Genomic DNA, 15,960 nt, shown 5'->3' with positions numbered 1-15,960 from the left:
TTATAAAAAAGGCGGCCCAGCGCGTCGCTAGGCCGCCTTCAGCATTTTACACAACGATATTGACCAGCTTTCCTTTGACCACAATGATCTTTCGGATGGTCTTGCCTTCCAGAGCCCGGGCCACCCGCTCCTCCTTCAGCGCCGCCGCCTCGATCTCCTCGTCGGGCGCGCCGGCAGGCATGGTAAACTTGCCCCGGACCTTGCCGTTCACCTGCACCACGATCTCCGCCTCATTGCGGATCAGCGCCTTCTCATCAAAAGCCGGCCAGCTTTGGTTGAAGATGGAATAGGGCTTGCCCATCTTCTCCCACATCTCCTCCGAGAAATGAGGCGCAAAGACGGACAGCATGATCACCAGATCCCGGGCCGCCGCCTTGATGAGCGCGGGATTATACTCATCGTCCAGCGCCTTGTATAGGGCATTGGTCAGTTCCATCAGCCGGGCAACCGCCGTGTTGAAGGAGAACTTATCCACATCCTGCGTCACATTTTTGATGGCGTAGTGCTGTGCATAGCGAACGTTGCCGTCACTCTTCGCCGCCCTGTCCTCATCCGGAAGCGCCGTCACCCGTTCCACCAGCCGCTCCACCCGTTCAATGTAGCGGTTGACCGCTTTGATGCCCTCCGGGCTCCAGGGGCCGCCCTCCGTGTACGCAAACCCAAAGGCCAGGTAGGTACGGAACACATCCGAGCCGTATTGGTTGATGAATTCATCGGGCGAAACCACGTTGCCCTTGGACTTGGACATCTTGTTGCCGTCCGGTCCCAGGATGGTTCCTTGATGCACCAGGGATTTGAAAGGCTCATCAAAGGAGAGATAACCCATATCCCGCAGCGCTTTGGTGAAGAATCTGGCATAGAGCAGATGCATGCACGCATGTTCCGCACCGCCCACGTATTTATCCACAGGCAGGAGCTTGTTAACCCATGCGGGATCCCAGGCCTGCTTGTCATTCTTCGGGTCGGCGTACCTGAGATAGTACCAGGAGGAACACACAAAGGTATCCAGGGTATCGGGGTCCCTCCGGGCCGGACGGCCGCACTTCGGGCAGGTCACGTTCATGAAGCCCTCGTGTTTCGACAGCGGCGAACGCCCGTCGGGCGTAAAGTCCACGTCATAGGGCAGTTCCACCGGAAGATCCTTCTCCGGCACCATCACCTCGCCGCAGTGCTCGCAGTGGATCATGGGGATGGGCGCGCCCCAATAGCGTTGGCGGGAAACCAGCCAGTCCCTGAGGCGGTAGTTGACCTTAAATCCGCCCTCGTCCGTTTTCATCAGCTTCTCGATGACGGCTTTTTTGCCTTCCGTCACCGTCATCCCGTCGAATTCACCGGAATTGACCAAAATACCGTCGTAGCTGGTGAAGGGCAGTTCATCCGGCTCCCCGCCCGCCGCTTTTACCACCCGGCGAATGGGAAGATCGTATTTCTTGGCAAAGGCATAATCCCGCTCGTCATGAGCCGGAACCGCCATCACGCAGCCTGTGCCATAGGTGGCAAGGACATAATCCGCCGCCCAGATGGGCACCCGCTCCCCGTTGATGGGGTTGATTGCGTAGGCGCCGGTAAAGACGCCCGTCTTCTCCCGGGTGGTGGACAGGCGGTCGATCTCACTGGCCCGCGCCGCCGCAACCCTGTAGGCCTCCACCCCCTCCTTCTGCGCGGGAGCGGTGATCTCTTCCACCAGCGGGTGTTCCGGCGCAATCACCACATAGGTGCATCCGTGCAGGGTATCGGCCCGGGTGGTGAACACCGTAAAGTCCTTATCGCTCCCCTCAATCTTGAACTTCACCTCGCCGCCCGTGGAACGGCCAATCCAGTTTCTTTGCATGCTCTTGGTCTTCTCCGGCCAGTCCAGATCGTCCAGGCCCTCCAAAAGCTCGTCAGCATATTCGGTGATCTTAAAGAACCACTGGGTCAAATTTTTGCGCACCACCGGCGTCTGACAGCGCTCACAGCAGCCCTCCTGGACCTGCTCGTTGGCCAGCACCGTGTTGCAGGAAGGGCACCAGTTCACCGGCGCCGCCTTGCGGTAGGCAAGGCCCTTTTCATAAAGCTTCAGGAACAGCCACTGGGTCCACTTGTAATAGTCGGGCATGCAGGTTTTAACCTCGTAATCCCAATCAAAGGTCGCACCCATGTCCCGAAGCTGCTGCTCCATGGTGGCAATATTCTGCAAGGTGGAATCCATGGGATGGATGCCCGTCTTGATGGCGTAATTCTCCGCCGGCAGTCCGAAAGCATCAAAGCCCATGGGATGGAAGACCTCATAGCCCTGAAGCCGCTTGAGTCTTGCCCAGCTGTCGGTAAGACCGTAATTATACCAATGACCCAGATGCAGCTTGGCGCCCGAGGGATAGGAGAACATCTCCAGGCAGTACAGCTTCTTGTCCACGTTCTCCGGATGGAACTTATACAGTCCCGTTTCCTCCCAGCGTTTTTGCCATTTGGTTTCCATTGCCTTGCGATCCATCAAAAAAACTCCCTTTCTTTGGTGTATCCAAAATCAAAAGCCTTCCGTCCGAGGACGAAAGGCTAAATTCCTTTCCGGCCCGCCTTTCGGCCGCTTCAATCGTTTCGATTGTATAGCTTTGGCGGCGAAATGTCAACGTCAGCGCCGGTTGTTGGCCAGAGAAATGAGGCGCAGCAGCGACAGGATGCCCACCAGCGCGGACATGAGATAGGTCATGGCCGCAGCGGATAGAACCTTCTTCGCACCGCCCGCTTCCTCCCAGTCCATGTAACCGCCGCTTTCCAGGATGGACAGCGCCCGGCTGGAGGCATTGAGCTCCACCGGCAGGGTGATCAGCTGAAAGATCACGATGAGCGCATAAAGTCCAATACCGGCATAGGTGAGAGGCGGCCAGCTCATGATCAGTCCCACGATAAAAAGCAGCATGCCCGCCTGGGATCCAATGCCCGCCGTGGGCGCCAGGGCCTGACGAAGCTTGAATGCGCCGTAGTGTTCGCCGTGCTGGATAGCGTGGCCGCATTCATGGGCGGCAACGCCCAGCGCCGCAATATTCGAACCCTGGTACACCTCCCGGGACAGGCGCAGAACCCGGGACCTCGGATCGTAGTGATCGGATAGAAAGCCTCCGGGAGAGTGCTCAATATTGACGTCGGAAAGACCGTTCTCATCCAGGATCCTCCGGGCAACTTCCGCTCCGGTCAGTCCGGAGCGGTCCGGCACCTGACTGTATTTACGAAAAGTTCCCGTCACACGGGACTGTACCACCATCGATAAGATGACCACTCCAAACAGGATAAGCGTGATGATCATCGTGTCCGAGCCTCCGCCGAAATAGATAAACGGCATGGTCATTCCTCCTTTGCTCTATTATATAGGATGATGGAGCCGCTGACAAATGGACAAAAGGGACCTGCCCTTGGCAAGTCCCTTGATCGCATCACTGCAGGCGAAAGGTTTCGCAGCTCGCATGCTGCAGGGAGGAAAGCTCAGCCGAGGCAATTTCAATGCCGGGGGCGGAGCATTTGCGGTCCTTGTTGTACAGACATTTCAGCGCGGTGCAGTCCACATCCGGCGGCTGATAGGCCCCCATGGAAAAGGTGTCGGCGTTTCGCTTCAGAAGGCCCAGAAAATCCCTTCCATATTCGTCATAGGGATTGGCATGGGTCACATAGGTCTCGCAGTGGGTATCGCCATGGTCATCCGCTTCCCGGCCGCCCACCTGAATGGCGCCTGCCCGGCAGGCTCCACGGTCATTATGGGCGCAGTCGGATGCCTTGCAAATGATATCCTTCATCAGTTCCGCGGCCGATAGCTGGCGCACATGCTCTCATCCTTTGGCATGCCGGTCACGCAGCCGGGAAGCGCGCTGACCTGGATGCCGTACAGGGAACATGCCGCACCGTGATCGTTATACATGCAGCTTTTAACATTGCATTGAATGGATTGGCTGCCTGCTTTATTGTACATTTGGCTCATCTCCTTCTGTTTTAGTTTGGCTTGATGGGGTTGGTTTATGCGTCCTTGGGATAAGATAAGCGCACGCTAAAGCGTGCGCTGTTCGGATTCCGCTATTTGTAGTTTTTTTGTGCGAGCTCAATGGCCATACGGACCATGTTGCCGCAATCCCTGGAGGAAACTTCGCCCCAGCCACCGCCGCTATGAACGGTGTCATAGACGCCCATCTGGCGCGCAATTTCGTCCTTCAGACCTTCGGACATAATGCCTCGTCTACTCATAACAATCCTCCTCACACTCTTAATTTGCGCCGAACCGTTCATGTCATACCCGGTAAAATTAACAAAGCCGCATTGCAAAAGGTTTCAGAAGATGCTATCGTAAAATAGCAATGGAGCGTGATTGGCAATGAAGGAAATTTTTTTAAGCGGCAAAGAAATTTTTCGGCTCAGGGACTGTCTCGCGGCCCTGGCCGAGCACCACAACGCTGTAACCCAGCATTTTAAGGGTGTCTTTCCGCTGCAGCCCATCGATCTTGTGATGGCCGGCATGGCGGAAGCGGAGAAGAAGGGTACGGCCCTCATCAAGGCTCTTGAGGAGGGGGGCGACATCGTGGGCTTTTGTAAGATTGCTACGGAAAAGGAAAGGGGCAGTCTGGACTACCTTTACGTCCGGGAGGATCAACGCGGCAAGGGCTACGGCAGGCTGCTGATGGACTGGGCTATGGCGGCCTTTCAGCAGCGCGGCGCCCGCTTCATCGATGTCAACGTGGTGCTGGGCAATCCGGCCCAAGGGCTCTATGAGGCCTATGGATTCGTACCCCGCACGCTGGTCATGAGCCAGCAAATCCAGCATTTTTAAAATATTAGTTGAAATTCATCCGGTTTTTGTATATAATACTTTTTGCCCGGAGAAACCGGATTTCATGGGGCTATAGCACAGCTGGCTAGCGCGCTACGTTCGCATCGTAGAGGTCAGGGGTTCGAATCCCCTTAGCTCCACCAAGGCATTGACTATTCGAACCCATTTTATATCTTTGTAAATGGGCTGTTCGGAATAGTCATTAAAAGAAAAAAGACGTGAGGTTGTTCTCACGTCTTTTTATTTGCTCACATTTTGAATTTGCAAGTAATTCTTACAAGTTACCGGCAATTTAACGGATGCCTATATAGCAGCGCTTTCAGGGCTATGGGCCTTTTCGTCAAACGACCTTTGCAAGTTAAGCCATAGATCAACGCTGATCCCCGTTGCCGCAGAAAGCTTACGGGCCATTTCATCCGATAGACTGATTTCACCATTTGTTAATTTCCTGATTGTTTTCTTCGGGATGCCTATCCTTTTCGCAAAGGCCACCGGGGTGATCCCCAGCTCCTCGATCAGGTCCTTGACGTAATAACCCGGATGGAAAGCAACCATATCTCCGTGTTCTATCATGTTACTCATGGGTTTCACCTCTCTTTATATTCTCAAAAATGAGCAATATTTTTTGAAAGAAAACGTTATATAACTCATTTTTTGAAAAAATATTGGTTAAAAATAAAAACAAGCCCCTGGCCTCCGTCCAATCCCGGATTTTGGGGGACGTACTGCCAGGGGCGGATTAACGGACGCTTGCGTCCCGTCTCCAAGATACCTTGGATAATGATATTATATCATTTTTGAGGTTCTAAGGTAATCCAGCTTTCGTTAGGTCTTGCCATTTTGTCTAATCAAAAAAGTAGTGCCTATATTTTAGTTGGAGCCCTTTTGGACTTTAGCTCCCTGTTTCACGAGCTGATTTCCCAGCACCGCCGCACCGGTCACCAGAACGCCCTGGATCACGCTCTCAACCGACGGACCCATCAGCCCCATCGCGCCGCCGATCCCCAGGACCAGCAGCACGAAGGGGATCGTCCAGTTCGGCACGCTGACGAAGGCGTGCTTGATCAGCGCTCCCACGATCCACAGCGCCGGTACCAGGATCAGCGCATCCCCGATGATGTATTCCGCAAACTCCATTATTTATCCCTCCCCGTCATCCATCTTGATGATTGCCTCAAACCCCGCCGCTTCCACGGCTGCCTTCGCCGCCTCCGCATTGGACTTGTCCTTGTAGGCTCCGATCTGCACCCGGTACAAGGTGTCGTCCTTAGCCGCCGTTGCCTGTTCTAACGCTGTCCACGTTTTGGGGCCGGTCTTGCCGTCTACGTCTAAGCCATGTGCCTTCTGGAAGTCTTTGACCGCCGCCTCCGTTGCCGGACCATAGGTCCCGTCCACTTCAAGGGCGTATCCCAGTCCATTCAGGATGGTTTGCAGCTCCTTGACCTCCGCGCCCTTGCTCCACTCGACAAGTACGCTGTGTCCCTTACTCACCTCAATCTGTGCCTCCCCTCCGTTGTACGCCGTCTCTACCGCCGCCACAAACTTGTCCCAGTGGGGCAGGATCAGCGCGGGACAGTACTTGCTGGGATACCAATGCTGATGGGTGGTCACATTGGCCAGGGGGATGTCATGCCTGTGCATGAGCTGGGCCACCAGCTGGGCAGCATTGGCCTCGGCCCTTGCCTGATCGATCCCCTCGAACATACATACCTCGATCCCGATGGATTGACTGTTGCCGGGGCCTCTGCCGTCCGCCGCGTGCCAGCCCTGCTCGGTGTCAGCAAGGTGCTGATAGATCACGCCGTCATCCACGGTGTAATGCCAGGAGACCTTCTGGCCTCCGGCCCCGCTGGTGAGGTAGCTGGCATGGGCCTTCGCGTCCGCGCCCTTTGCACTGTTGCCGGTGTTGTGCATCGTAATATACTTCGGGGTCATGGTCCGCCCCGGTTTGTTCTTCGCTCCCGCTGGAAGCAGCTGCTCTATGATTTGCATCCTTTCACGCTCCTTTTTCTTCACCCTATCACACCCTCAATTCCTCTGGGTGCTGCCAAGGTCTATTTATGATAGTTCTCCAGATCCTCAAGCCTATGATTGACCACCTTGATCTGCTCCTCAACTACCGGCATCCGCCGGGCATACTGGTTGTGTTCATTTACCTTTTTCTCCAACTGCTGCAGCCGGTAGTTCGTCATCTTGGAGGAGGTCAAAATTCCGCCGAAGGTTCCTGCCAGCGTTCCCGCAAAGGCCACCAGGGCCACAATGATTTCACTGTTCACTGCCGCCCATCACCTCCGCCCGGATTTCTGCAAGCTGTTCTGCCGTAAGTCCCGGATAGTCAAGGATCACACTCTCCCAGCTCCCGCCCGCCTCCATGCGCCTTTGAATCGTCCGGCACGCTATTCTCGTCATTGCCGTCATGCCGCACCCCCTTCGGGTTTAGGAAAGCGTCCGCTTTCCTCTGACCCCCCTGGTCCTTCGGATTTGGGAAAGCTTCCGCTTTCCTTTGATCCAAACATCATTTCGGTAAGCGCGTCCTCGATATCCGCCACCCGATCGGCCAATGTCGGGCCCGGCACCGGATGGTGGGCCCGACATTCCTCTATTTCTTCCGCTGTCGCGCCCTCAATCCACCCATTGCCATCCCATTTGGGCCGAACGGCCTCACTGCTAACCCGGACACCCACCAGGCTTTCGCCCGTCTGTAAAGTGTAGTACTGAATGGCCTCGCGCCCGCTCCCGTCGATCTCTACCAATACGGGGAACCTATAGTAGCCCTGTGCATCTATGACCCATCTATGTGTGTACATCATCACACCCCCACATAAAATTGTGCATCAAATACCGGTGCGCTGGACGTATTGCTGTTGGCATTGTTATGCACCGGCACCCATATAGCGCCATCTATGATTACAAGTACATCCGGATCAAATATTGGATTACCGCCGCTGGAGTAATTGCTGGTTACGGGTACTGCAAGGCGTCCAGGACGATAGTATCCCACCGGCAGGTCAGCGACAATGGAGCCAAGCGGCACCACAACGCCCGGCGCTTTATAGATCTGTCCATACAAATGCACAAACCCCATATCGTCCTTTGCATACTTGGCCGGGCCAATAAAGCCATCCCGGAGAGGTAAGTCAAACCATTGCAGATTCCGCCGCGCAAACGCCTCCGCGTGCATCCCGTCCACCGTGTCCGCGTCCATGGCGTTGACTCGCGCCGTCCCGTCCTCGCCCGTGTGCGCGTGGGCGTTGATTTGATTTTGGAGATTACCCGCCGCGTCCTCGGAGAGCTGGCCTTTCATGCTTTCAAACCACGCGCCAAACTCCTGCTGTGCCCCAGTAGTATACCCTGCATACCATGACGACCATTGGGCCTGTAGTTCTTCCGTGGGTATTCCGGTCACCCCATCCCGCATGATGCCACAATAGGCCTCGTTGAGCCGCTGGTCAGTGATATCGCTTTGCAGGATCTCCGTTGCTCCGGCACGCACATACACAGTGGCCACATAGATTTCATCGTAATTTGCATCACGCACCGGCGTGGCAATGGTGGGCGGTTGCGGTGTATAAGCGCCACTCTTCACGACCAATTCACCTTTATTCAGATTTTTGTCCAACCGGACACACACAGCATCGACACGGTCCAGGGAGCCGTCCGCCGTGTCCAGCATAAGCACCTGCGCCGCATTTTCATAAGCATTCACGCCCCAAAAATCTCCGGCTTGCAGCCACGCGAGACCGGGACTTACCCTCACCGACATGCCTCCGTTTGCCGTGACCGCATAATGCCCGTCAGCCGCATATACACCGCGGGTCCGGGTCCCCGACCAAGCTCCCAATGCCGACGCATCGTATTCAACATTATCCAAAGGGAAACAAACCATGGTCTTCCTCCTTTACTCCGTTAGTTTAAAATCACTTAGGGTCACAACAACCCGCGTGCCGCTGCTCTCATAGATACGGTTAACCGACGACACCACTGCCGAGGCGGTAATGCCATAGTCCGTGAGCTTGACGGGCATACGGTCGCCCAGGTGGTAATCCACGCCGTATTCCAGATTGGACTGTTCAATATCACAGGTTACGCCAAAACTGCTCAGATGCTCCGCCAGCTTTTCATAGCCTCTTGCGTCCAGCAGCGCATTGTATTCGGCATCGGTATAGACCTTGGTCTGATACTCATAGATGGGATTGCCTTTTTCGTCCACCTGCCCGGTATCCACGGCAATTTGGGCCTCGCGCTGGACGTCCCTTGCATCCACATACAATTCCCGTCTGTTCTCGCCCGAAACGTTACCCAAAGACACAATACGGACCGTTCGGGCGGAGCCTTCCCCCTCGCCGGCGACCACCGCCACGTTTTTAAGATCGGTGGTGCCCGTCGTAATTTCAAGATTGCTGATATTGCCAACATCCGTCCCAAAATAACCCACGTAATTGTCGCTACCCTCAACGGATCGATCTATGCCCTTGTAGACCTTCAGTGTCTCAATACCTGTTTCCGGATCAAACCCGACCACGTAACCAAGCCCCGAGGACGCCGCCAAGGCATTCAGCGCATCCAGTACTGTGTTCCAGGTGATTTCCATGTCCAGCCGCTCGGTGTATCCCTGTGCCGTGCCCATTTCGATAGGCAATCCGCGGCGGTTTTTGGCGTAGATGGCATACATAGCAGCTTCCACGTTGGTTACATTTTCCGTTGCCATAACCACCCTGTCGCTCAGCAGTTCAGCGGTAAGGTCTGCCCGGGCAATGATGCTGTGCTCGCTCTCCGCCTCCACAATGCTGACATAGGAGATTCGCGCCGCCGTGTTGCTGTCGGTGTTATAGATTCGATTCCCGTCAACAAGCAGAGCCAGGTTATCCTCTGTTACTCTCACCACGACTTTGACCTCGCCTGGGGATTGATAATTCTCCAGCCATTGCACCGACTCATCGTTTTGGATAATGCCTATCCGTTCTTTGACGTTGTTGTAGATGTAGAAATCAGACACCGGATTTCACCCCCTGCGGGGCTTCCAGCCTCACACCCAGCCCTTCGCGGTTGTTTTCCGCGTCGATCCGGAGCAGATTGCTTCCTGGCTGCAGCGTCATGGACAGATCGCTGTCAATCGTCAAAAATTTGAACCCGTTGGAAGCTGTGCCGTCCGGCGCCGTCACAATTACGCCCCGCTCACCATAAGCTGTTGACACTAAAATGCGTTCGCCTGCAACCATGGTCTTTTTGATAGCAATTCTCTTGCGGGTATCCACATGATAGAACTCGGGATTGATAAGGGCGGCCCGCGCCGTGAAGGTGACTCGGAACTCCACAGGCACGTTGCCCTGATTCTCAATACTGCGGAAATAGCTGTCGCTGTATTTGGATATCCACCAGGTGCCGCCGGTTAAGAATGGGAAGCGGAACATCGGGACCAGTCCAGCCACCTGCACCGAATAGGACGCCGTGGTGCGCCAATAGGGATAGGCGGCAAAAAGCCGAAGCTGGAAATTCTGAACGCCCAGACCCGGCTCGATTTCCGGCGTTTTTTCCGGTACAACATCAAGATACCAGGATTCAGCGCCGTCCACCATGGTCAGCGTTGCCGGGACCTGCGGGGCTATGATGTCGATCAATCGTTCCCGATTGACCCCCACAGGATCAAACAGGCAGCCGTCCAGTGTAAGGGACCTTGGCCGCACGCTTTGGCTTGCGATGGTGGCGCCAATCTGGCGCGGCCCCCGGGATTGGGAGATATCCACCTCCACACTGCTCATGCCGTCAAACATGGTGATCCAGTGGGGCGACTCCCATGCAAACGTGATCTTGCCGATACTGTTTTCATAGATCCATACGGTGTTTTGATCCATGCTTACCCCCTCTTTAAGGCAACTGCCATTTTGAGCGCCGTAGCATGTCTTCCGCTTCCTTCGTCATTTCGGACGGCGACAGTGCTTTGGGCGTAGTGATGTATTGAGTAAGGCTTGTGCTGTACGACGCGCCCGCCCCCGCCAAAGCTGGCTGGGCGCCGGAGCTGTGGGTGTAAATTCGGGCCGGGCCGTAGTCCGCCGCCGTCTGCAGCCGGTCCACAATATTAGGCGTGATCGTCGGTGATGCGGACAGCCGGTCCGCCAGTTCCTTGCTGATGTAGCCCGCTTTGCGGTACAGCCTGTTCTCAGCGCTTTCCAGCCCGTCATAAATGCCCTGTATGATATAGCCGCCCATTTCCATCATGATCCTGGACGGAGAATGGATATCCAGGGCTTTCCGCATCGTAGCGGCGATCTGTTCCGCAATTTGCCTGGCCTTGGCGTACAGTTCCCCGGCGCGGCTGTTCAGCACCTTCAGCATGCCATCTATCATTCGATTGGCAACGTCTCCACCGTCCTCCACCATGGGCTCAAGGCCCCGCACAATGTTGCTTGCGGCGGCGCGGGCTTTGTCGCCCAGTGATGCGGTACGGGCGGTGATGGCCGTTCCCATGTCCTGCATCATCTTTTGTGGATAGACCGCGGCCTTGGCCGGCAAGTCCTTAAGCCCATTCAGCATGCCCGTAACTACGCCCACCATCGATACTTTGACGGAGTTTGCACGGGTGGCAATAGCCGAGTTGATTTGGGACATCATCTTGACCACCGTTGCCTCACACTCCCGGGACATACCCCGGAACACCTCCTGCACGGAGCTGCTGAGGGACTTGGCCGAAGCCGTGGCCTGCTGCATACCGGACTTGATCGCATTGGCCACGGCCTTGCCGATGCCCGACATATCCGCTTTGGCCACGCCTGTCACAATATCGGTGGCCATGGTTTTGCCCACCGATCCAAAGTCGGCATTTTTCACCGAGGTCTCCATGGCTTTCAAGGCGTCGTCCACCTTGGTTCCCGCCGCATCCTGCAGGGCCGTGTTGCCCGACACGATTTGAGCGGATTCATTGATGGATTCATTGGGCGCACCGATAAAGCTGGGATTGTTCCAGTCCTCAATGGCCTGGCCGGTGGTCTCGTCCAGCTTCACGCCGAATACCTCGCGGTACTGGTCCAATAAGTCCGTGCTGCCCAGGATTTCTTCCAGGGCGCTGTTGGCTTCGGGGCCCAGCTTCCTGAATTCCTCCGCTGCCGTAGGGCCGAGCTGGCGGGTGATTTCCTCCATGTTGGCTTCCCAGGCCGCATACCGCTCCTTGTTGACCTGGAGGTTCTCCAGCATTTCCTTGGCGGACTGATCGTATTTCTTGGGCAGTTTCTCAAAGCCGTTGACCACATTTTCCGTGCGCTCCGTCACTGTCTCGCTGTAGTCCGTCCAAGCGTCTGTCATCATGTCCGACCAGCCCTGGACGTCCGATTCGTTCATGGCAATCCATTCCCGAATGGACTGAGCCGACACGCCCCACTTGGCCGCAAGAGCATTGATATCCTCGCCGGCTTCCGTATGGGTCTTCTTCATCTCCTCGTTGAACTCGTTGTAATCCATGCCCCATTCCTGGCAGTAGGCTTCAATCTGTTCAGTGGTCATGCCCCACTTCTTGGCCAGCAAGGCCAGATCCATGCCCGATTCCGTGAAGCGCATGGCCTGTTTTTCGGACCATTCTTCAAGGCCGCCGTCCAGTTTGGCCGCTTCGTCAATGATCTCGTCAAAGGACATGTTGTACTGCTTTGCGAGTTTCTTTACATCCTTGGACTGATTGTTCATGATATTCTGGCGCTTGACCGCCAGATCCGCCTCTTTGTTATAGGTTTTTTGCACGGTGCGTTCGTAGGCGGCCACGTCCACTTCCAGATCGCGCATGGATGCATTGTAATCCGTGAGCAGGTCGTCCGCTTCCGAAATGAGCTTGTTGGCCTCGCTCTGCTTCATGTTTCCCTCGTCCGCCATCTGCTGGTAGACTGCTTTTTTCTCTTCCAGTGCGTTGATTTTGGCCTGCAAAGCGGTGCGCTCACTCAGGATGTTGTTGTACTGCTCCTCTGCGGCCTGGTATTCGGTGACGGCCAGCAGGTTGTCTCCGTACGCCCGGAGTTCCTCCGCGGACATATTGATCTTGCCGGTAGTCTCGTCAAAAGCCAGCCCCAGCCCGTCAATGTTGCCGTTGAGTTCGGATACCGCGTGCCGGGCCTCCTCCACGGAGCCGGAGAACACGCCGTTTTCATCCACAAGCTCCGCAAGGGAGTTCAGCAGATTCCGGTTTGCCTGGGCTTGGGCAACCTTACCCGCCGCCTCTTCCCGCGCCGCGTCCTTGCTGTCCGCAAGAGTGCTGGCGTATTCGTCGTGTTCCTTTCTGAGATCCTCAAGGTTTTTCTTTTCTTCTTTGTAGGCGGCGCTGCTCGTGTCAAAGATTGCAACGAGCCCGGCAATTACACCTATAAGCGCGCCAACGCCCGCAATGACAAGGCCGATAGGATTCGCCGCCATGGCCGCGTTCCAGAGCCATTGAGCAGCGGCAGCGGCCTTTGATGCTACAGCGGCGGCAATCTTGGCGACTATCCCACCATTCGTTGCGGCCGTATTGGCCTTGGTTGCTATGGTCTCGGCGGCAAGGGCCACATTGAACAGCCCCATCTGTATTAACTCGCCACCTCTTACTGCCGACGCTTTAACCCTCATAGCAAGCGCCTTTGTCTGAGCAAGGATATTTCCGTTCTCTGCCGCTGTGAGCAGCGCAGTCATATCGCTCAGCCCCTTTAGCTCTTTGGCGTAATCCCCAATCTCAGCAGCCGCTTGCGCTTATCGCACCGTTTGATCTCCTTGCCCGTCTTGAGGCAGAGGGCGCAGTCCGATATACTATCCCGCAGCAATGTTTCTATGTCCCGTGGGTCCACCACAATCAACTCCCGCTTTGCCGCCATCCGCTCATTTGGGACCACTCGAAGATCACATCGCGTAGAGTACCGGACCACCTCGACAGCCTGATCCTCGTCCACTTCCCGCATCAGCTCATCCAGCACCCTTCCGCAGTAAGCCTTGGCCATCTTAGCGTCCCTCACCGGCACATGGAGCCGTTCGGGCGGATGCTCCAACAACGCCTCATAGTAGGACAGTGTCGCTGCGCAACTGATGATATAGGACCGCATGTCCGCATTAATGTACATCGTCGGCCCCCTTAGACCCCTTTATCGTTCTTGGTCACACTCGCTTCCCCTTTACCGCATAAAAATAGCAGTTCTTCAATGGCGTCAGCAGCTTCGATGGAGATATAACAGTTCTCGCATTCTGGGAGTTCCACGTATTTACAACCATAACACCTAATGCCTGCTCTAAGTGTCTTAATTAGTTCCTCATACATCCTCGTCCCCCTTGACACCGCGCCATTGCCAGCTTAGACAATCTTTACAGCCGCTTTTGTAATGCGTCAGATCACAATCGAAACCATTATCCGTATAGAACCCGTTTGCGCATGACCAGCATTTATGCGGAATGTCTTTTATCGCCGCGTCCCGTTCCTTTCGGCCCTGTTCCAATTCGGTCTGCATGTCTTCCAGGGCTTCAATGACCTGTGGTATAATTTGCCTCGTCATCGCTATAAACTTTGCAGTTCCATAATCGCCGACGTGAAGTTCTGCAAACCACTCACCCTCTTCGTCCAGCTCATGGCTTATGACCCAGAACGGAAGCCAACTGCCATCATTGTCGTTTCTTACAACCCATGGCCCCGGCCTTGCCCCGTCATCCATGCGGTGCAATGTTTCAAGCAGCTTCTCATACATTATCGTCAATCCTCCAAATCCATCTTTGCACCGCAGTTGGGGCAGTAGTGCAGTTTATCCAGTCCTATATCATCCAAAAAGCCAATACCGCATTGCGTGCAATCCCAATGAATCAACGTATCTTCCTTACGCTTTTCCCACCGTCCATGCACCACCGGCACGGCGTCGATGGTAGGGGCTTCATCGATGGCCTGTTGGATCCCCGCGGTCCACATTCCCCGGTCAGTAGAATTGTAATGGCCACGCAACGGATAATCATGCATCTTTATTGTTGCCATAAGCTCATCCGCGTCTATCAGCCGCATGGTTCTTCCCTCCTGTTCCACGCTTCTACGGCTTCTTCTTCAGTATCAAAGCGCCCACCATAATCATAATCCCAGCCGAACATCATCTCGCACTCACAGCAGACAATACAGTAGGTATGGTTCATAACAGGCCTGTATAATCTCGGTTCATATTTTGCAACAACAGGCAGATTCCCGCAAAACGGGCAGGGTTTGAGCTCGTTCATGGTTCTGCCTCCTCCAACTCCACCTCAATCCGTGGGTGTTCCTTGTCCACCGCAAACCGGTCCCGGAACCCCTCGATATGTTTCCACCCGTCCCCGGCCAGCACGCCCGCTTTGACCAGCGCGTCCTGGATCACCTTGCGCCCGTAGCTCGACACATTATCCTTGTCCCGCCTCCTGCTGGGCTCGTACCAGGTGTAGGTCATCGTTACCGGGCCGTCAAAATGCACTCCGTGGAGCTGGCGCCGCGCATAGCTCATGACCACATGCTCCGATTGGTTTTTGAGCTTCGCCGCCAGATACTTATTGCGCCGCTCCGCATTGATGTACTCGTTGAGGCCCGGCAGCGTGCCCTGGATCACAAGCTTAGTCCGCCTGCCCATGACCGGCCTCCTCAAAAGGGCAGATCATCTTGCTCCTCCGGCGCTTCCCGCAGCCAGTCGTCTTCAGGTGATGTTTGCCACGCCTCTTGCTCCCGCCTGGCTGGCGCTTCATCCTTCGAGGACTCGCCCCTTGGCGTGAGGAAATCCACCTCGTTGGCCTGTATCTCCGATACCCACCGCTTCACGCCGTCCCTGTCCGTATAGCTCCTGATTTGCAGCGCCCCGCTTACGGCCACCTTGCGTCCTTTGGCGAGATACTTGGCGCAGTTCTCCGCAAGATCACGCCAGACTACCACCGGAATAAAAGTCGCTGTCGCTCCTCGGGGATCCGTGGGCGTGTTGCCGTCCTGATCCCTATAGCGGCGGTTCACCGCTACGGTGAAACTGCATACCGCATTCCCCTGTTCCGTGGCACGAAGCTCCGGGTCCTTGGTTAGATTGCCGACGATGCAAATTTTATTCATTCGCTGCCTCCTCCTCAGCTCTATTCGCCGTTCGTATGATTTCGCGCATAACCCCCGGAAGTATCTCGCTTAGTGGTGTAAGCTTGCCGCTGCACACCGAAAAATCGCATGACCTCCGGTTTGAATGCCGTGTCGA

General features: G+C 55.5%; 22 protein-coding genes and 1 tRNA gene. 2 read left to right on the top strand and 21 right to left on the bottom strand.

All coding sequences use genetic code 11. The features are described from left to right. Positions 1–46 precede the first annotated feature (46 nt). The 5 genes from leuS to H8696_RS10475 all read right to left on the bottom strand — a co-directional run bounded on the left by leuS (position 47) and on the right by H8696_RS10475 (position 4,209). Positions 47–2,473 (bottom strand): leucine--tRNA ligase, encoded by a 2,427-nt coding sequence (gene leuS, locus H8696_RS10495; protein ID WP_249317383.1) that lies wholly within the window; start codon positions 2,471–2,473, stop codon positions 47–49. Between the two features lie 138 nt (positions 2,474–2,611). Then, positions 2,612–3,319 carry a zinc metallopeptidase gene (locus H8696_RS10490; RefSeq protein WP_249317382.1) on the bottom strand — a complete coding sequence of 236 codons (708 nt, stop codon included), beginning with the start codon at positions 3,317–3,319 and terminating at the stop codon, positions 2,612–2,614. A 91-nt stretch (positions 3,320–3,410) separates the two neighbouring features. Beyond that, complete coding sequence (locus H8696_RS10485) at positions 3,411–3,794, bottom strand: DUF1540 domain-containing protein (protein WP_249317381.1); 384 nt, start codon at positions 3,792–3,794, stop codon at positions 3,411–3,413. Next, positions 3,767–3,940, bottom strand: a complete 174-nt coding sequence (locus H8696_RS10480; RefSeq protein WP_249317380.1) for a DUF1540 domain-containing protein — start codon at positions 3,938–3,940, stop codon at positions 3,767–3,769. The genes H8696_RS10485 and H8696_RS10480 overlap by 28 nt, the downstream gene beginning before the upstream one ends. A gap of 101 nt (positions 3,941–4,041) precedes the next feature. Then, on the bottom strand, positions 4,042–4,209 hold the full coding sequence (locus H8696_RS10475; protein ID WP_249317379.1) for a small, acid-soluble spore protein, alpha/beta type: 168 nt from the start codon (positions 4,207–4,209) through the stop codon (positions 4,042–4,044). Between the two features lie 127 nt (positions 4,210–4,336). Between H8696_RS10475 and H8696_RS10470 the strand changes: the two genes are divergently transcribed. Beyond that, positions 4,337–4,789 carry a GNAT family N-acetyltransferase gene (locus H8696_RS10470; RefSeq protein WP_249317378.1) on the top strand — a complete coding sequence of 151 codons (453 nt, stop codon included), beginning with the start codon at positions 4,337–4,339 and terminating at the stop codon, positions 4,787–4,789. 66 nt (positions 4,790–4,855) lie between these two features. Beyond that, positions 4,856–4,932 (top strand) — tRNA-Ala (locus tag H8696_RS10465). Positions 4,933–5,092: 160 nt separating this feature from the next. On the opposite strand, the gene H8696_RS10460 is transcribed toward H8696_RS10465, so the two are convergent. From H8696_RS10460 to H8696_RS10385, 16 genes are all read right to left on the bottom strand, one after another. Continuing rightward, positions 5,093–5,371 carry a HigA family addiction module antitoxin gene (locus H8696_RS10460; RefSeq protein ID WP_249317377.1) on the bottom strand — a complete coding sequence of 93 codons (279 nt, stop codon included), beginning with the start codon at positions 5,369–5,371 and terminating at the stop codon, positions 5,093–5,095. A 288-nt stretch (positions 5,372–5,659) separates the two neighbouring features. Beyond that, positions 5,660–5,926, bottom strand: a complete 267-nt coding sequence (locus H8696_RS10455; protein WP_249317376.1) for a phage holin family protein — start codon at positions 5,924–5,926, stop codon at positions 5,660–5,662. 3 nt (positions 5,927–5,929) lie between these two features. Beyond that, positions 5,930–6,781 (bottom strand): peptidoglycan recognition protein family protein, encoded by an 852-nt coding sequence (locus tag H8696_RS10450; RefSeq protein ID WP_249317375.1) that lies wholly within the window; start codon positions 6,779–6,781, stop codon positions 5,930–5,932. Between the two features lie 62 nt (positions 6,782–6,843). Further along, the gene (locus H8696_RS10445; RefSeq protein WP_249317374.1) at positions 6,844–7,065 is read right to left on the bottom strand and encodes a hypothetical protein; all 222 of its coding nucleotides are present in this window, start codon (positions 7,063–7,065) and stop codon (positions 6,844–6,846) included. Next, a complete protein-coding gene (locus H8696_RS10440; RefSeq protein WP_249317373.1) occupies positions 7,055–7,207 on the bottom strand; it encodes a DUF433 domain-containing protein in 153 nt (50 codons plus the stop codon). Before H8696_RS10440 ends, H8696_RS10445 begins: the two co-directional genes overlap by 11 nt. Next, a complete protein-coding gene (locus H8696_RS10435; RefSeq protein WP_249317372.1) occupies positions 7,204–7,596 on the bottom strand; it encodes a hypothetical protein in 393 nt (130 codons plus the stop codon). Before H8696_RS10435 ends, H8696_RS10440 begins: the two co-directional genes overlap by 4 nt. Positions 7,597–7,598: 2 nt before the next feature. Beyond that, the gene (locus H8696_RS10430; protein ID WP_249317371.1) at positions 7,599–8,675 is read right to left on the bottom strand and encodes a hypothetical protein; all 1,077 of its coding nucleotides are present in this window, start codon (positions 8,673–8,675) and stop codon (positions 7,599–7,601) included. A gap of 12 nt (positions 8,676–8,687) precedes the next feature. After that, the gene (locus tag H8696_RS10425) at positions 8,688–9,785 is read right to left on the bottom strand and encodes a siphovirus ReqiPepy6 Gp37-like family protein (RefSeq protein ID WP_249317370.1); all 1,098 of its coding nucleotides are present in this window, start codon (positions 9,783–9,785) and stop codon (positions 8,688–8,690) included. Next, a complete protein-coding gene (locus tag H8696_RS10420) occupies positions 9,778–10,641 on the bottom strand; it encodes a phage distal tail protein (RefSeq protein WP_249317369.1) in 864 nt (287 codons plus the stop codon). Before H8696_RS10420 ends, H8696_RS10425 begins: the two co-directional genes overlap by 8 nt. 13 nt (positions 10,642–10,654) lie before the next feature. Then, complete coding sequence (locus H8696_RS10415) at positions 10,655–13,369, bottom strand: hypothetical protein (protein WP_249317368.1); 2,715 nt, start codon at positions 13,367–13,369, stop codon at positions 10,655–10,657. 77 nt (positions 13,370–13,446) lie between these two features. Next, a complete protein-coding gene (locus tag H8696_RS10410; protein ID WP_249317367.1) occupies positions 13,447–13,854 on the bottom strand; it encodes a hypothetical protein in 408 nt (135 codons plus the stop codon). Between the two features lie 186 nt (positions 13,855–14,040). Further along, the gene (locus H8696_RS10405) at positions 14,041–14,469 is read right to left on the bottom strand and encodes a hypothetical protein (protein ID WP_249317366.1); all 429 of its coding nucleotides are present in this window, start codon (positions 14,467–14,469) and stop codon (positions 14,041–14,043) included. 5 nt (positions 14,470–14,474) lie between these two features. Next, complete coding sequence (locus H8696_RS10400) at positions 14,475–14,774, bottom strand: hypothetical protein (RefSeq protein WP_249317365.1); 300 nt, start codon at positions 14,772–14,774, stop codon at positions 14,475–14,477. Continuing rightward, positions 14,765–14,980: a Lar family restriction alleviation protein gene (locus H8696_RS10395; RefSeq protein WP_249317364.1), complete on the bottom strand. Its 216-nt coding sequence runs from the start codon at positions 14,978–14,980 to the stop codon at positions 14,765–14,767. The genes H8696_RS10400 and H8696_RS10395 overlap by 10 nt, the downstream gene beginning before the upstream one ends. Next, the gene (locus H8696_RS10390) at positions 14,977–15,360 is read right to left on the bottom strand and encodes a RusA family crossover junction endodeoxyribonuclease (protein ID WP_249317363.1); all 384 of its coding nucleotides are present in this window, start codon (positions 15,358–15,360) and stop codon (positions 14,977–14,979) included. The genes H8696_RS10395 and H8696_RS10390 overlap by 4 nt, the downstream gene beginning before the upstream one ends. A gap of 11 nt (positions 15,361–15,371) precedes the next feature. Further along, positions 15,372–15,824: a single-stranded DNA-binding protein gene (locus tag H8696_RS10385; RefSeq protein WP_249317362.1), complete on the bottom strand. Its 453-nt coding sequence runs from the start codon at positions 15,822–15,824 to the stop codon at positions 15,372–15,374. Positions 15,825–15,960: the final 136 nt, after the last annotated feature.

The sequence above is a fragment of the Gehongia tenuis genome (assembly GCF_014384795.1).
Taxonomy (GTDB): domain Bacteria; phylum Bacillota; class Clostridia; order Christensenellales; family NSJ-53; genus Gehongia; species Gehongia tenuis.
This window is presented reverse-complemented; position numbering and strand designations above follow the sequence as displayed.

Excerpts from the sequence above, each read along its gene's own strand:
- leuS (WP_249317383.1), bottom strand. The coding sequence starts at position 2,473 with ATGGATCGCAAGGCAATGGAAACCAAATGGCAAAAACGCTGGGAGGAA.
- H8696_RS10490 (WP_249317382.1), bottom strand. The coding sequence starts at position 3,319 with ATGCCGTTTATCTATTTCGGCGGAGGCTCGGACACGATGATCATCACG.
- H8696_RS10480 (WP_249317380.1), bottom strand. The coding sequence starts at position 3,940 with ATGTACAATAAAGCAGGCAGCCAATCCATTCAATGCAATGTTAAAAGC.
- H8696_RS10475 (WP_249317379.1), bottom strand. The coding sequence starts at position 4,209 with ATGAGTAGACGAGGCATTATGTCCGAAGGTCTGAAGGACGAAATTGCG.
- H8696_RS10470 (WP_249317378.1), top strand. The coding sequence starts at position 4,337 with ATGAAGGAAATTTTTTTAAGCGGCAAAGAAATTTTTCGGCTCAGGGAC.
- H8696_RS10460 (WP_249317377.1), bottom strand. The coding sequence starts at position 5,371 with ATGAGTAACATGATAGAACACGGAGATATGGTTGCTTTCCATCCGGGT.
- H8696_RS10455 (WP_249317376.1), bottom strand. The coding sequence starts at position 5,926 with ATGGAGTTTGCGGAATACATCATCGGGGATGCGCTGATCCTGGTACCG.
- H8696_RS10450 (WP_249317375.1), bottom strand. The coding sequence starts at position 6,781 with ATGCAAATCATAGAGCAGCTGCTTCCAGCGGGAGCGAAGAACAAACCG.
- H8696_RS10440 (WP_249317373.1), bottom strand. The coding sequence starts at position 7,207 with ATGACGGCAATGACGAGAATAGCGTGCCGGACGATTCAAAGGCGCATG.
- H8696_RS10435 (WP_249317372.1), bottom strand. The coding sequence starts at position 7,596 with ATGTACACACATAGATGGGTCATAGATGCACAGGGCTACTATAGGTTC.
- H8696_RS10430 (WP_249317371.1), bottom strand. The coding sequence starts at position 8,675 with ATGGTTTGTTTCCCTTTGGATAATGTTGAATACGATGCGTCGGCATTG.
- H8696_RS10420 (WP_249317369.1), bottom strand. The coding sequence starts at position 10,641 with ATGGATCAAAACACCGTATGGATCTATGAAAACAGTATCGGCAAGATC.
- H8696_RS10415 (WP_249317368.1), bottom strand. The coding sequence starts at position 13,369 with ATGAGGGTTAAAGCGTCGGCAGTAAGAGGTGGCGAGTTAATACAGATG.
- H8696_RS10410 (WP_249317367.1), bottom strand. The coding sequence starts at position 13,854 with ATGTACATTAATGCGGACATGCGGTCCTATATCATCAGTTGCGCAGCG.
- H8696_RS10405 (WP_249317366.1), bottom strand. The coding sequence starts at position 14,469 with ATGTATGAGAAGCTGCTTGAAACATTGCACCGCATGGATGACGGGGCA.
- H8696_RS10400 (WP_249317365.1), bottom strand. The coding sequence starts at position 14,774 with ATGCGGCTGATAGACGCGGATGAGCTTATGGCAACAATAAAGATGCAT.
- H8696_RS10395 (WP_249317364.1), bottom strand. The coding sequence starts at position 14,980 with ATGAACGAGCTCAAACCCTGCCCGTTTTGCGGGAATCTGCCTGTTGTT.
- H8696_RS10390 (WP_249317363.1), bottom strand. The coding sequence starts at position 15,360 with ATGGGCAGGCGGACTAAGCTTGTGATCCAGGGCACGCTGCCGGGCCTC.
- H8696_RS10385 (WP_249317362.1), bottom strand. The coding sequence starts at position 15,824 with ATGAATAAAATTTGCATCGTCGGCAATCTAACCAAGGACCCGGAGCTT.